The sequence below is a fragment of the Hyalangium minutum genome, from assembly GCF_000737315.1.
GTDB classification, from domain to species: domain Bacteria; phylum Myxococcota; class Myxococcia; order Myxococcales; family Myxococcaceae; genus Hyalangium; species Hyalangium minutum.
On record NZ_JMCB01000001.1, the window covers coordinates 893,970 to 908,664 of the forward strand.

The window sequence follows — 14,695 nt, forward strand, 5'->3', positions numbered from 1 at the left end:
CCCGTGAGGTGACAAAAGGTCAAAAATGACCCGGGTCAGCACCCAATGACCCGGGTCAATTCTCATGAAGCGGGCGAACCCTACCCACGCGGGACGGTGGACAGGAAGGGCATCGGTGAGTGCAGGCAGATGCGGTTCCGGCCCTCGCGCTTGGCCTGGTAGAGGGCCTCGTCCGCGGTGAGCAGCAGCTGATCCGAGGAGAGCACCGAGCGGTGGGGGAAGCCCGAGAGCCCCAGGGAGGCGGTGATGCGCTGGGTAAGCTCGGGCCCCGCGCGCAGCGCCCCCATCTCCTTGCGGATGCGCTCGGCCACGGTGATGGCGCCCGTGAGCGGGGTGCGCGGCAGGAGCACGGCGAACTCCTCGCCGCCGTAGCGGGCGACGAGGTCCGTCTCTCGCACGCTCTGCTGGAGCACGCGCGCCACCTTGCGCAGCACCTCATCGCCTTCGGGGTGGCCGAACGTGTCGTTGAAGGCCTTGAAGTGGTCCAGGTCCACCAGGATGAGGGCGAGCGCGTCATCGTAGCGCTGGGCGGCACGGAACTCCTCGCGCAGCCGCTCCTGGAAGTAGCGGTGGTTGTGGAGCAGGGTCAGCCCGTCCAACACGGAGAGCTTCTGCAGCTCCGCCACCTGAGAGGCCAGGGAGACCAGCACCTCGTGCGCGGAGAGGGCGCGACGCAGCCGGGCGCGCAGTTCCTCGTCATCCCAGGGCTCGGTCACCACCTCCACCCCCAGCCGGAGCGCCGCGACGCGCAGCGCCATGGCCTCGGCGGGAGCCACGACGACGACGGGCCCTCCCCGGCCCGGCCCCTCCACGCTCATCAGCCGCCGCAGCAGCGCCAGGTGTTCGTCCGAGGAGGGATCCGCCAAGGGCTCGAGGCACAGCAGGACGAGGTCCGCATCCAGGGCCAGGCGAGAGAGCTCGGGACCGGGAGGCACGGTGCGCGGGGCGTACTCCGGAGAGTCAAGCGAACGAGCCAGCTTCGCCGCGGTCGACCGGGAGTCATCCACCACCAGCAGCGACAACGGCTTCTCTCCCACAGTCTCCCCAAAATGAAGGTCGGTGCACCAACGTACCATGGCCTTTCCCTGGGGACGACACCGGCGATTGCGTTGGCCTACTGGCCTCTGCTACCCAGCCTCCTCGTCACACTGCCGTGAGGAACTCCGTGGCCAACTATCCAAGCATCAGCCTCTTCCTCCCCGCCTGGAACGAGGAGGACTACGTCGAACGCGCCGTCACGCGCGCCCTGGATGTCCTGCCCCGGCTCACGGATGACTTCGAAATCATCGTCGTCAACGACGCGTCCACCGACCGCACGAAGGAGATCGCCGAGGGACTGGCGGCGCGCATTCCGCAGCTGCGCGTCATCACCCACGCCACGAACCTGAAGCTGGGCGGGGCGATGCGCACGGGCCTGTCGGCGTCCACCAAGGACATCGTGGTCTACTCGGACATCGACCTGCCGTGGGACTTGCGGGAGCTGGAGCGGGCGCTGCACCTGATGGACTACCTGGAGGCGGACATGATCTGCGCCTTCCGGTTCGACCGCACGAGCGAGGGCCCCAAGCGCATCATCTACTCGTTCGTCTACAACCTGCTCATCCGGTCCTTGTTCGACATCAACATCAAGGACGTGAACTTCAGCTTCAAGGTCATGCACCGGCGGGTGCTGGAGGCCATCGAGCTGAAGAGCCTGGGCTCGTTCATCGACGCGGAGCTGGTGGTGAAGGCCATGCGCAAGGGGTTCCGCGTCTTCCAGATGGGCGTGGACTACTTCCCGCGCACCCGCGGCGTGTCCACGCTGGCCTCGCCCTCGGTCATCATGAAGATGGTGAAGGAGCTGGCCAAGCTCTACCCGGAGACGCGCTCGCCGGAGGCCCCGGTGCAGCCGGTGCGGCTGCCTCCCTCGGTGGCGCCGCTGCACCCCACGACGTCCCGGCGCCGTCAGCACGGGTAGGCGGGATTGGCCGTGGGACTCGGCGGCACGCGCCTCATCGTCAACGCCGACGATCTCGGCCTGCACCCCTCGTTGGATAGCGGCATCCTCCGGGCGCACCGCGAGGGCATCGTCACCAGCGCTACGCTGCTCGTGATGGGGCCCAGCGCGCCCGAGGCGGTGTCCCGGGCCCGCGCGCAGGGGCTGGCGATCGGCGTGCACCTGGCCCTGTCCACGCGGCTGCCCTGCGCGGCTCCGGCGGCCGAGGTGCCCACGGTGGCGCCGGACGGAAGGCTGCGCGCGAGCTGGGCGGACTTCGCTCGGGCGTTTCTCACCGGCAAGGTCCGGCGCTCGGAGGTCGCACTCGAGCTGGAGGCGCAGCTGGCCCGGGCCCGCGCCCTGGGCGCCGAGGTGGACCACCTGGATGCTCACCAGCACCTGCACCTGCTGCCCGGCATCCGTCCGCTGGTGGAGACCCTGGCCAAGCGAGAGGGACTGCCTGTGCGCTGGCCGGATCGGCTGCCTCGCCCTTCGTGGCGCCGCGCTCCAGGACCTGCCCTCAAGACGCTGATCCTCACCGCGCTGGCCCGCACAGCGCCTCGGGCTCCGCTGGGTGTGCGGCGAGTGAGCGCGGGAGGCGTCTTCGAGGCGGGGCGGCTGGATGAGCCCACCCTGCTGGCGCTGGTGGACTCTCTGCCTGAGGGCGTCTTCGAGGTGGGCTGCCACCCTGGCGAGGGCACTCCGCATGTCCCGGAGGATCCCGCGTGGACCTACGGTTGGCAGGCGGAGCTGGACGCGCTCACGAGTTCCCGGGTGAAAGCGCGGCTCCTGGAGCGAGGCATTGTCCTGACCACCTACGGGAGCGTCCGGTAGCGAGCGCCGCTCTAAGTCCGGGTTTGACGGGTGGCGAGGCGGCTGCCAAACCGGCGGCGTATGAGCGACCCACTGCCCTCCGCACCTCCGCCCCAGCCCGCCGCTCCCTCGCGTCTGCCGCTGGTGGCGGGCATTGTCGTCGTCGTGCTCATCGGCCTGGGCACCGCCTGGTTCCTCCTCCGTCCCAGGCCCGAGGAGCCTGCTGCCCCTACCCCGACCGCGCTCACTCCCACGGCGACGCCTACACCCACCGCCCCGGCCGAGGAGCCGCCGCCCCAGGGACCGCCGCTGCCAGCGCTCGATCAGAGCGATCCCCGCACGCGCGAGCTGTTGGGCGCCATGTCCTCAGATCCCGAGTTCCAGAAGTGGGCCGCCAACGAAGGCCTCGTCCGGCGCTTCACTGCCGCCAGCTTCAACATCGCCGAGGGAGAGAGTCCTCGCGCCGTGCTGGTCTTCCTGGCGCCCCAGGGCACCTTCCAGGTCGTCGAGCGCAATGGCCACACTTTCATCGCTCCCGAGAGCTTCGCCCGCTATGACACCGTGGCGCGCGTCCTCGGCTCGCTGGACACGCAGGCCACCACGCAGGCGTACCGGATGCTCAAGCCGCTTATCAATCAGGCCTTCAAGGAGATTGGCCCGCCGGGCCAGCGCTTCGACGCTGTGCTCTCACGGGCCATCCAGCGGATGCTCGACACGCCCGTGCCCGAGGGCGACCTGGAGGTGGTGGACACTCCCGGCGTCAACTACGCCTATGCCGCCCCGGAGCTGGAGCAGCTCAGCGCCGCCCAGAAGCACCTGCTGCGCATGGGGCCCGCCAACGCCCGAGCCATCCAGGCGAAGCTGCGTGAGCTCCATAAGGCGCTTGGGCTGCCTCCCGCTGGCCGTTGAGCTTGCGCGCGGGTCCGGCCGGGGCTCTGTCTTCGCCTGACGAGGGCCTCTCTTCCTGGTAGAGCTAGACCATGCGCTTGCTCCTGAACATCCTGTGGGTCGTGCTCGGCGGCGGGTTCGTCATCTGGCTCGAGTACCTGCTCGGCGGGCTGCTGCTCTGCCTGACCGTCATCGGCATCCCGTTTGGGGTGCAGTGCTTCAAGATCGCGGGCGTGGGGCTGCTGCCGTTCGGCAAGGACATCCAGGACGCGCCGGGAGCCAGCGCCATTGGCTGCACGCTCAACGTCTTCTGGATCGTCATCGCCGGCATCTGGATCTTCCTGAGCCACATCGCGCTGGCGCTGTCGCTGGCGGTGACGATCATCGGCATCCCTTTCGCCATTCAACACGTGAAGCTCGCGATGCTCGCGCTCGCGCCCTTCGGAAAGATCGTGCGCGAGATGAAGGAATGACCATGCCCAGCCTCGAAGGAAAAGTCCTGTTCATCACCGGCGCCAGCCGTGGCATCGGCAAGGCCATTGCTCTGCGGGCCGCACGTGACGGCGCGAAGATCGTCATCGCCGCGAAGACGGCCGAGCCCCACCCCAAGCTCCCCGGCACCATCTTCACCGCCGCTCAGGAGATCGAAGCCGCGGGCGGCAAGGCGCTCCCCCTCATGGTGGACATCCGCTCCGAGGAGCAGATTGCCCAGGCCGTCGCCAAGACGGTGGAGACGTTCGGGGGCATCGACATCTGCGTGAACAACGCCAGCGCCATCAGCCTCACGGGCACGCTCGAGACGCCGATGAAGCGCTTCGACTTGATGCACTCCATCAACATGCGCGGCACGTTCGCCACCTCGCAGGCCTGCCTCCCCCACCTGCTCCTGGCGAAGAACCCGCACATCCTCAACCTGTCGCCGCCGCTCAACATGTCGCCCAAGTGGTTCCAGAACCACGTGGCCTACACCATGGCCAAGTACGGCATGAGCATGTGCGTGCTCGGCATGGCCGCCGAGTTCAAGGAGCAGGGCGTCGCTGTGAACGCGCTCTGGCCCCGGACCACGATCGCCACTGCGGCCATCAACATGGTCGGCGGCGAGGAGATGATGCGCCAGAGCCGCAAGCCGGAGATCATCGCGGACGCGGCCCACTCCATCCTCACCAGCGACAGCCGCACCTGCACCGGCAACTTCTTCATCGACGAGGACGTGCTGCGCGCGCACGGCGTCACTGACTTCGAGCAGTACGCCATGGAGAAGGGCGTAGAGCCCCTGCCGGACTACTTCCTGGACTGAGCGGCCGGCTCCACGGCCTCGGTGACATAGAGGATGTGCGGCGTGGTGTAGCCCCGATCCAGTTCCACCACCTCGCGCATCCGGAAGCCCGCGTCGCTCAGCAGGGCTTCCGCGGTGGCGCGAGGCTCGAGCACCAGCCCGCCCCCCGCCTTCGTGCGGCCGAGCAGCGTCACCATCACCCACTCCTGCGCGAGGCACTTGTAGTGCTTCCAAGAGCCGTCTCCCTCCGCCTCCTTCAGGAGGAACCGCCCGCCGGGCTTCAGCAGGCTGCGCACCTGGCGGAGGAACTCCGGCCACTGTGCCCGGGGCAGCAGGTAGAGGACGTCGCAGACCACCGCAGCGTCAAACCCACCTGGGCGCTGCGCCCCGAGGCTCTCCACCGTGCCCACCTCGAAGTGAACATTGGGGAGCTTCCCGGCGGCCTCGGTGGCCCACTTCACCTTACGAGGATCGGGATCCACGCCGTGCACGGTGCGGCTCCCGTCCTCCAGAGCCATCATCGCGGAGAGCAGGCCGTGGCCACACCCCACGTCCGCGACGGTGGCGGCGGGAGGCACGCGCGAGGAGACAGCCTCCAGAGGCGCGGAGAAAGCGCGGGCGCGCACGTGGAAGCGCTCGGCGGGCGGCAGCGCCGAGAACTGCTGGAGCGTCCTCTCGGTCAGCGTGCTCATGAGACGTAGATCTCCCGGCCAAAGCACCAGGACAGGAAGACGAGGCCGACGGCGCTCACGGCCATGATTCCGCGCAACAGCCTCGGGCGCTCCTTCAGCAGCAGCGCCAGGGTGAGGAACAGCGGGAAGGCCGAGATGAGGTAGCGGGCCATGCCCATGAAGTCCTTGGTGGACAGCGCCGGCATCCCCACGACGGCCAGCGTGAAGGCCGCGTAGCCCCACCCGAGCCGCTTGAAGGTGGGAATCACCAGGGCGAGACCCGTCAGGGTGAGCAGGGCATGGGTGATGAGCCGCCCCTTGACCTCCCACGATTGACCCGGGTCGAAGACCGTCTGGAACCAGGTCACCTTGAACCAGGTGTGGGGGCCAGGAGATTGATCCCACCCGGGCGAGCCCTGTGTCTCCACGAAGGCGAACGGCGCGCCGAAGGACTCCTTGAGGAAGAGGATGTACGAGACGAAGCCGAGCGCGGAGAACACGGGCAGGAAGTCCCACGGGCTCCAGCGCTCGCCTCGCTCACGCTTCCACTCCAGCCGACGCACGAGCAGCCCCACCACCACCGCGGGCGCCACGGGCCGTGCCGCCGTGGAGATCGCCGCCACCAGCACCGCAGGCAGCAGGTACCCCTTCTCCAACAAGAGGAAGGCGCTCACCACCAGCAGGACGAAGAGCGCGTCCGAGTACATGACGCCGTACAAATAGAAGGTGAAGGGATACAGGGCGATCAGGAGTCCCGCCTGGAGCGCGGAGACCTCATCCGCCCGAGTCCGGGCCCAGAGCGTAAAGAGCACCATCGCCAGCGACCCGCACAAGAGCGTGACGAGGATCCCCGCGCCGTATACCGAGAGCCCCGTCTGCATGACTCCTCGGATGGCCAGCGGGTAGAGCGGGAAGAAGGCCACCGAGCTCTGCTTGCCGGGCGTATAGAAGTAGCCCTCCTCGGCAATGCTCTTGTACCAGCCCGAATCGAAGCCCACCCATCCCATAGAGTAGTAGTCGCCCAGGTGCAGGCCCGAGGTGTCGTGGTGCTTGCGGTAGAACCTCCACGCGCCCAGGCTGGCCGCCGCGCCACAGACGACGATGGCGAGCAGGACGACGAGCGCGACAGTGCGGGGAGCGGAGCGAGCCATGCGGGCGTGGCATCATCCAGCGCCCCGTCCGGGTCAAGCAGCTTCGTACGCCCCGAGCCAGGCGCGCTGGGCTCGGGGCGGGTCACGCGGTGCGTTAGCGCGAGTGGAACGTCTTGCCCGCGTTCACCACGTCCACCAGGTGGGGCGCCGGCGTGAAGCGCTCGCCGTACTTGTCTTGGTAGTGCTCCAGCCGCTTGAGCAGCACGGCTGGCGTCAGGCTGTCCGCGTATCGGAACGGGCCGCCCAGGAACGGCGGGAAGCCGAGGCCGAAGATGGCGCCCACATCCCCGTCCCTCGGGCTGCGGAGGATGCCCTCGCCCAGGCAGCGGATCGCCTCGTTCACCATCTGCAGGGCGCACCGCTCGGCCATCTCGGTTCGGTCGAACTTCTTGCGATCCGCTCCACCCGGCAGCAGCCCGTAGACGGAGGCATCCACCTCCTTCTTCTTCCCGGTGTACGTGTAGAAGCCCTTCTGGTTCTTCCGGCCCAGGCGCCCGTCCTGGATGACCTTGTCGAGCGTCTTCGGCGCCGCCAGCCGCTTGCCGAACGCGGCCTCCATGATGGGCCCCACCTTATAAGCCACGTCGATGCCCACCTCGTCCAGCAGGGTGATGGGCCCCACGGGGAAGCCGAACTCCACCAGCGCCTTGTCCAGCTCCGCGATGTCCGCGCCCTCGGCGAGCAGGTACGCCGCCTCGTTCATGTACGGCGCGAGGATGCGCGAGGTGTAGAAGCCCACCCCGTCATTGACGACGATGACCGTCTTGCCCTGCTTCCGACCCACCTCCACGCAGGTGGCCGTCACCCAGTCCGCCGTGCCCTTGTGGGTGATGATCTCCAGCAGCGGCATCTTGTGCACCGGGCTGAAGTAATGCATCCCGATCACCTGCTCGGGACGCTTGCTGCCCTTGGCCAGCTCGGTGATGGGCAGGCTGGAGGTGTTGGACGCGAAGATGCAGTCCTCGCGCGTGACGGCCTCCGTCTCGGCGATGACGCGGTGCTTGAGCTTCAGGTCCTCGAACACAGCCTCGATGACGAGATCCACGTTCTTGAAGCCGCTGTAGTCCGTGCCCGCGGTGATGAGCGCCTGCTTCGCCGCCGCCTCGCGCCACGTGAGCGAGCGCCGCTTCACGCGTTCATCCAACACACTCTGTACCTGCTTGAGCGCGCGGCCCACGCCCGCGTCGTCCTTGTCCTTCACGCGCACGGGGACGCCCTGGAGCGCCGCGGACACGTAGGCGATGCCGCCGCCCATGAGCCCGCCGCCCAGCACGCCGATCTTCTTCACCTCGCGCGGCATCACGCTGGGGTCGGAGGTGCCGTTCTCCTTCTTGAGCGCCGTGGTGGCGAAGAAGATCTCCACCAGCCGCTTGGAGACATCTGACACCACCAGTTCGCCGAAGAGGCGCGCCTCGGTCTCCAGGCCCGCCTTGCGGCCGGACTCCACGCCCACGCGGATGGCCTCCAGCGCCTTCTCCGGCGCGGGGTACTTGCCGCGCGTCTTCTTCAGGAGCAGCTTGCGCGCCTGATCGAAGAGCAGCTTGCGGCCCAGCGGGTTGGCCTCGAGCGCCACCTCGGACCAGAGCGCCTTATCGGCCAGACGCTGGAGCATGCCCGCGAGGCCCTTCTTCGACTGTGCGGCCACGGCCTTGAGGCGCTGGCCGTGCGGGCGCTCCACCTTCAGCGCTCCGGCCGACAGCTCCCGGGCGCGCTGCAGGGCAATGGAGCGCAGGATGGGTACTGGCACCACCTCGTCCACCAACCCGAGCCGCTTCGCCTTCGAGGGCTTCACCGTCTTCCCGGCGAGGATCAAATCGAGCGCCGCCTGGATGCCGATGAGCGCCGGAAGCCGCTGGGTGCCGCCCGCGCCCGGCAGCAGGCCGAGCTGCGTCTCGGGCAGGCCGAGCTGCGTCTTCGGGCTGTCCGTGGCGATGCGGTAGTCACACGCCAGCGCCCACTCCAGGCCGCCGCCGAGACACGCGCCATGGATGGCCGCCACCACCGGCTTGGGGAAGGCGTCCAGCCGGTCAAAGCCCTCCTGGCCCTTGCGGGAGATCTCGGTGGCCTCGGCCGCCGTCTTGATGGTCTGCAGGAAGTCGATCTTCGCCCCAGCGACGAAGGTGTCCTTCTTGCCGGAGGTGAAGACCACGGCCTTCACGTTGGGATCCGCCTCCGCGTGTCCGAGCAGCTTCTCGAACGCCGTACCGGTCTCGGGAGAGAGCGTGTTCACCGCCTCGCCCTGCTGATCGATGGTGATGACGGCCACACCATCCTCGACCGAGTACGTGAAGCCCTGCTGTGCCTCGAGCTCTTCCAGTTTGATGGCCATTACGCACGCTCCAGGACCACGGCGGCCCCGAGGCCACCCGCGGCGCAGACGGTGCACAGCACCGTGTTCTTGTTCCGGCGCTTCAGTTCATGGAGGGCCTGCGTGACGATGCGCGCGCCCGTGGCCCCGAAGGGGTGGCCCAGGGAGATAGAGCCGCCGTTCACGTTGAGCCGGTCGCGATCCACCTCGCCCACCGGGGCGCTCCAGCCGGCCTTCTTGGCGAAGGCGGGCGAGGCGAGCGCCTGAAGGTTGCTGGCCACCTGAGCGGCGAAGGCCTCGTGCATCTCCACGAGATCAATGTCCGCCAGCGTCATGCCCGCGCGCTGCAGGGCGATAGGCGCCGCGTAGGCCGGGCCCTGCAGGAGCTGATCGGCCGGGTCGGTAGCGGCGTAGGCATGGGCGCGCAGGAAGCCGAGCGGCTCGTAGCCGAGCGCCCGGGCCTTCTCCTCGCTCATGAGCAGCAGGGCGGCGGCGCCGTCCGTGAGCGGCGAGGCGTTGCCAGCGGTGATGGTGCCGTACTTGCGGTCGAACACCGGCTTGAGTTGGCCGAGCGCCTCCAGGGTGGTGTCCTCGCGGACGATGTTGTCCTTGGCCGCCACGTCCTCGTACTGGGGTGGGACGACGACGTGCATCACCTCGCTGTCGAAGCAGCCCTCCTTCCAGGCGCGAGCGGCGTTGTGGTGCGAGGCCAGGGCGATGCGGTCCTGCTCCTCGCGGGAGATGCCGTTCTCCTTGGCCATCTTCTCGGCGCTCTCGCCCATGGTCTGGCCGGTGGAGTACTCGGCGATGGAGGGGGGCACCGGCAGCAGGTCCTTCGCCTTGAGCTTCTGGAAGGGCCGGAGCTTCTCCGGAAGGCTCTTGGCCTTGGAGGCGGCCACCAGGGCATGGGCCAGGGGACGGCTGGTGAAGATGGGGGCGTCCGACATGGACTCGGTGCCGCCCGCGATGACGACGTCCGCCTCACCCACGGCGATGGCGTTGGCCGCCGTCGTCATGGCCTGAATGGAAGTGGCGCAGGCGCGCGCCACGGTGAAGGCCTCGATCTTCCGAGGCAGACCGGCGGCGATCACCACCTCCCGGGCGATGGACGGGGCCGTGAGCGTGGGGATGACCTGCCCGAAGACCAGCTGGTTGATCTCGTTCGGGTCGAGCTCGGCACGCTGCACCAGTTCCTGGACGACGAGCTTGCCCAGGTCCAGCGCGGTGAGCTTCCCAAAGACGCTGCCCGCCTTCACAAAGGGGGTCCGCAGTCCGCGGACGATGGCCACCCTGCGATGACCGTTGCTCTGAGCCATGTGCCTCACCTCCTGACAGCGAGTGAGGCACTTGTAACGACCCCTAATGCACCGCGTCAACGAGAATTGATTTGAAAGTCAACCGGTGGACGCCCTGCTGGGCTGCCCGGGTGCTGGGGCTGCGAGCCCTCGGGAGGAAAGCGATTCAGGAACGGGAGAAGCGCGGGCTACCGCTGGGGCGTGGTGCCCTGACGAAGCGCGATGCCGTGGCGGTGCACCGCCTCCACCAGGAACTTCGCCGCGTCCGGATCCGTGGGAGGCAGAATGCCATGGCCCAGGTTGAAGATGTGCCCCAGGGGCCCCGCCCGGTTCAGGATGTCCACCACCCGCGCCTCGAGCTCCTCGCGCGGCAGGAACAGGTGCAGCGGATCCAGGTTCCCCTGCACCGCCACGTCCGGCCCCAGCACCTTCCGAGCCTGGTCCATCTCGATCCGCCAGTCCTGGCCGATCACGTCCGCCCCCGTGCGCTTGAGCAGCGGCAGGTGCGTGGACATGCCCGTGCCGAAGAGAATCACCGGCACGCCCGTGGCCTGAAGCTCCTTCACCATGCGCGTCAGGTACGGGAGGCTGAAGCGCTCGAAGTCGTACGCCCCCAGCTCGCCGCCCCACGAGTCGAAGATCTGGACGATCTTCGCCCCCGCCTCCACCTGCATCTTCAGGTACGGGATGAGCGTGTCCGTCAGCTTCTGGAACAGCGTGTGCGCCAGCTTCGGCTGCTCGAACAGCAGCCGCTTGATGAGGATGTAGCTCTTCGAGCCGCCGCCCTCGACCATGTACGCCGCCAGCGTGAACGGCGCCCCCGCGAACCCAATCACCGGCACCGAGTCATTCAGCGCCTTGCGCGTCCTGCGGATGGCCTCGGCCACGAAGCCCGTGCTCTGCACCGGATCCGGCACCCCCAGCCGCTCGATGTCCGACGCCGTGCGCACCGGGTTCGGGAAGTGCGGGCCCTTGTCCCCCAGCTCCAGCGCGATCCCCATCGCCTCCACCGGAATCAGGATGTCCGAGAAGATGATCGCCGCGTCCACCCCGAGCCGCGTGATGGGCTGCACCGTCACCTCGGCCGCCAGGTCCGGGTGCTTGCACAGGTCCAGGAACGCGATGTTGCCGCGGATGGCCCGGTACTCGGGCAGGTAGCGCCCCGCCTGACGCATCAGCCAAATCGGGGTGGTGTCCGTGGGCTGGCGACGCGCCGCCTTCAAGAGTCTGTCGTTCATGGAGGAGCCCTCCGGCGCCACCGGGCGCCGTCTCTCCCCGCCCATACCGGACTTCCGCCCGGATGTCCTGCCTCTCGCGCCCCTCCATGCTCCAAATGACGAGGGCCGGACCCACCGTCTCGGTGAGCCCGGCCCCAGTACACGAAAGGCCACGGCCACCCGCGCCGTAACCCTCCGAACCGTGTCAGCCCTTCCCTACTTCGCGATCAGCAGAATCAGGCCGCGGCCGCAGACGCCGTAGATGGTGTTCTCGCCGCCAACGCCCACCTCGGCGCCGGGCGAAGCCACCTGGTCGACGCCCTCGGCCCAGTTGCACGTGTCCGTCACCCGGTACCAGCTCTTGCCGCTGCCCGGCCACGGCAGCACGAAGTTCACCGCGGCGGACCAGCCGTTGTACGCCACATAGATGGCGCTCGCCGGGTCCCCGAACTCCGTGCCGTCGATGCGGTAGGCCAGCGCGTGGTTGCTGGCGTTGCTGAAGTACGCAGTGTCCGGCACGTTGCCGTCCGACTTGAACCAGCGGTGCTGCTCCATCACGTTCCCGTTGTTGTCCACCGCGCTGTAGAAGTTCAGCGGCCGCAGCGCCGGGTGAGCCCTGCGGAACGCAATCATCCGCTGGGTGAACGTCTTGAAGGTCGTCTGGTCTCCCGTCAGCGTGTAGTTCAGCCAGTTCTTGTCCGAGTCCAGGTTGTACGCGTTGTTGTTCCCGTACTGCGTGCGCAGGAACTCGTCGCCGCCGGTGATCATCGGCGTGCCCGCGCTCAGCATCAGGAACGCAATGCCATTGCGCGCCGCCTTGCGCTGGTCCGCAGCCACTCCGCCCTGGTCCCAGCTGTGGTTGCTGTCCTCGCCACCATCCGAGGGCCCATACGGCCACCCCTGGCTGTTGTTCTTGCTGTTGTACGAGTACAGGTCCTTCAGGGTGAAGCCGTCGTGCGCCACCATGAAGTTGATGGAGTTGTACGGCATGCGCCCATCATCCCCGTACTTGTCCGACGAGCCCGAGAAGCGCGTGGCCAGCTCTCCTGGCGTGACGTTCTCCACGCCCATCTGGTTCTGATCCTTGCGGAACGAGTCGCGGAAGGCGCCGTTCCACTCCGCCCACGCGCCCGGGAAGTTGCCCACCTGGTACGAGTTGCCGCCAATGGCCCACGGCTCGGCGATGAAGTCCGTGCCCGCAGCGTTCGCCGCCGGACGCGGCGACAAGTCCCGCATGATGCGGTTGAGCGCCGTGCCGCTGTTCATCTTGTCGTAGTTGAAGCAGCCGTGCTGGCACGTGTTGCCCAGCACCGAGGCCAGATCGAACCGGAACCCGTCCACCCCCAGCGTGTCCTTCCAGTACGCCAGCGAGTGGATGATGAGGTCCTGGGCCACCGGGTTGAACGTGTTGTAGTTGCCGCCCACGCCCGTGTTGTCCCAGTTGAACTTCAGGTCCGACGTGAGGCTGTAGTACGTGGGGTTGTCCAGGCCGCGGAACGACAGCAGGTTGTAGGTGCTCGAGTCGTTGGCGATCCAGTTCCCGCCCTCGCCCGTATGGTTGTAGACCACGTCGATGAAGACCTTGATGCCGTTGTCGTGGAAGGCCTTCACCATCTCCTTGAACTCGCGCGTCGGGCCGCCCGCCGACTTGTCGTACGCGTAGCGGCGATCCGGCGCGAAGTAGTTCAACGTCATGTAGCCCCAGTAGTTGTCATCCGTCGTGGTGGGCTCGTTGTCGATGCTGTCGTTGTCCGTCTCCTGCACCGGCAGGAACTCCACCGCCGTCACCCCGAGCGCCGCCAGCGCCGGGGCCTTCAGCCCCGCCCCCTTGTACGTGCCCCGGAACGTGGAGGAGATGCTCGGGTCATTCTTGGTGAGGCCGCGGACGTGGACCTCGTAGATGACCTCGTCCTTCAGCGCGCGCGTGGGCTTGGTACCGATGGACTGCGTGTCCCCCGCCAGCACAATGCCCTTGGGTGCGTACGGGCCGCTATCCTTCAGGCGGTATGCTCCCGAGGCGAACCACTGCCCGTCCGTGTTGGTACCGTTCTTCGGATCGTGGCTGATCTCCAGCGCGTAGGGGTCCAACAGCACCTTGTTGGGGTTGAAGCGGTTGCCGCTCGCATCCACGTCCGCCACGAACCCCAGGTTTGAGCCCTTCGTCCAATTGGAGTTGTACGTCCAGTTCGGCCCCCAGGCGCGGTAGCCGTAGTAGACGGTGCCGGTGACGCCATACGTGGTCTGCAGCGTGGAGACCGAGACCGGCTTCGACCAAATGTTCGTGGCCGAGTCCTTGGTCATCACGTACTTGGTCACCTCCTGGGCGCCGTACGGGGTCTTGTAGATCCAGACCTCGATGCGGGTGGCGCGCGACGAGTAGACGCGGAAGTTGATGTTCGCCTTGGTTGCGTCGTAACTCGCACCCAGAGTCCAGGTGACCGCCTCCTGTTGCTGGACGCCCGTAGGGGCCAGCTCCTCTTCCAGGAAGGAGGTGCTCGGGTCCGAGCTGCCACAGGCAGCCAGGAGTGCGGCAAGGCAGGCTGCCAGAAGGGGGGGATGCCACCGAAGTGGCAGGGAAGCCGCTGGGGGGATAGCAGTGGCTCTTCTCATGGGGTCCGACTCCCGCGCGGTTGCGTTCAGCGCTGCGAGCGGGCCCGCGCTCGCCCGTACTGCAAACTTCCAGCACTGGCGGGGCTGTGAAGTCAACGCGGCCAGGCCACAGAGGACCTCATTGTCATGCGGGCAAAAGGTGAGTCATTCCCGCTCCAGAGGGAAAAATGAGGGCGCCGGGGGAATGATCGGGTCCGCAAAAACGTAGGCTTGACAGTGGGGGACGTGGCCGATACAAGGCCGCCCACGTTGCCAGCGGCGGTCGCTCGGGCGGATAGCTCAGCGGTAGAGCGTCGCCCTTACAAGGCGAGGGTCACAGGTTCGATCCCTGTTCCGCCCAAATATTGTGGGGAGTTAGTTCAGTTGGTTAGAACGCCGGCCTGTCACGCCGGAGGCCACGGGTTCAAGTCCCGTACTCCTCGCCAAGAGAAGGGCCCGGAATCGAAAGGTTCCGGGCCCTTCGTTTTTTCAGCGCCCGCGTTTCTCCAGGC

12 protein-coding genes and 2 tRNA genes are annotated in these 14,695 nt (G+C 67.6%); 7 read left to right on the plus strand and 7 right to left on the minus strand.

The window, feature by feature from the left end:
• Positions 1-80 precede the first annotated feature (80 nt).
• Positions 81-1,037, minus strand: a complete 957-nt coding sequence (locus DB31_RS03345; protein WP_240486496.1) for a GGDEF domain-containing protein — start codon at positions 1,035-1,037, stop codon at positions 81-83.
• 128 nt (positions 1,038-1,165) lie between these two features.
• Between DB31_RS03345 and DB31_RS03350 the strand changes: the two genes are divergently transcribed.
• From DB31_RS03350 to DB31_RS03370, 5 genes are all read left to right on the plus strand, one after another.
• Positions 1,166-1,957: a glycosyltransferase family 2 protein gene (locus DB31_RS03350; RefSeq protein ID WP_044181773.1), complete on the plus strand. Its 792-nt coding sequence runs from the start codon at positions 1,166-1,168 to the stop codon at positions 1,955-1,957.
• 12 nt (positions 1,958-1,969) lie between these two features.
• Entirely contained in the window at positions 1,970-2,809 is an 840-nt protein-coding gene (locus tag DB31_RS03355; protein WP_044182333.1) for a ChbG/HpnK family deacetylase, read from the plus strand.
• A 60-nt stretch (positions 2,810-2,869) separates the two neighbouring features.
• Entirely contained in the window at positions 2,870-3,697 is an 828-nt protein-coding gene (locus DB31_RS03360) for a DUF3014 domain-containing protein (RefSeq protein ID WP_044181776.1), read from the plus strand.
• Positions 3,698-3,768: 71 nt separating this feature from the next.
• Positions 3,769-4,149 carry a YccF domain-containing protein gene (locus DB31_RS03365; protein WP_044181779.1) on the plus strand — a complete coding sequence of 127 codons (381 nt, stop codon included), beginning with the start codon at positions 3,769-3,771 and terminating at the stop codon, positions 4,147-4,149.
• Between the two features lie 2 nt (positions 4,150-4,151).
• On the plus strand, positions 4,152-4,973 hold the full coding sequence (locus DB31_RS03370; RefSeq protein ID WP_044181783.1) for an SDR family oxidoreductase: 822 nt from the start codon (positions 4,152-4,154) through the stop codon (positions 4,971-4,973).
• Here the strand turns inward: DB31_RS03370 and DB31_RS03375 are convergent.
• The 6 genes from DB31_RS03375 to DB31_RS03400 form a co-directional block, all read right to left on the minus strand.
• Positions 4,958-5,644 (minus strand): class I SAM-dependent methyltransferase, encoded by a 687-nt coding sequence (locus DB31_RS03375; protein WP_044181786.1) that lies wholly within the window; start codon positions 5,642-5,644, stop codon positions 4,958-4,960. The genes DB31_RS03370 and DB31_RS03375 overlap by 16 nt on opposite strands.
• Entirely contained in the window at positions 5,641-6,774 is a 1,134-nt protein-coding gene (locus tag DB31_RS03380; protein WP_044181788.1) for a lipoprotein, read from the minus strand. Before DB31_RS03380 ends, DB31_RS03375 begins: the two co-directional genes overlap by 4 nt.
• Positions 6,775-6,868: 94 nt before the next feature.
• The gene (fadJ, locus tag DB31_RS03385; protein WP_044181791.1) at positions 6,869-9,103 is read right to left on the minus strand and encodes a fatty acid oxidation complex subunit alpha FadJ; all 2,235 of its coding nucleotides are present in this window, start codon (positions 9,101-9,103) and stop codon (positions 6,869-6,871) included.
• Positions 9,103-10,398, minus strand: a complete 1,296-nt coding sequence (gene fadI / locus DB31_RS03390; RefSeq protein ID WP_044181794.1) for an acetyl-CoA C-acyltransferase FadI — start codon at positions 10,396-10,398, stop codon at positions 9,103-9,105. The genes fadJ and fadI overlap by 1 nt, the downstream gene beginning before the upstream one ends.
• 167 nt (positions 10,399-10,565) lie before the next feature.
• Complete coding sequence (hemE, locus tag DB31_RS03395; protein WP_044182336.1) at positions 10,566-11,615, minus strand: uroporphyrinogen decarboxylase; 1,050 nt, start codon at positions 11,613-11,615, stop codon at positions 10,566-10,568.
• Positions 11,616-11,810: 195 nt separating this feature from the next.
• On the minus strand, positions 11,811-14,204 hold the full coding sequence (locus tag DB31_RS03400; RefSeq protein WP_044181796.1) for a glycogen debranching protein: 2,394 nt from the start codon (positions 14,202-14,204) through the stop codon (positions 11,811-11,813).
• Between the two features lie 268 nt (positions 14,205-14,472).
• Here DB31_RS03400 and DB31_RS03405 point away from each other — a divergent pair.
• Both DB31_RS03405 and DB31_RS03410 read left to right on the plus strand, forming a co-directional pair.
• A tRNA-Val gene (locus DB31_RS03405) sits at positions 14,473-14,544 on the plus strand.
• An 8-nt stretch (positions 14,545-14,552) separates the two neighbouring features.
• Positions 14,553-14,629, plus strand: a tRNA-Asp gene (locus tag DB31_RS03410).
• Positions 14,630-14,695: the final 66 nt, after the last annotated feature.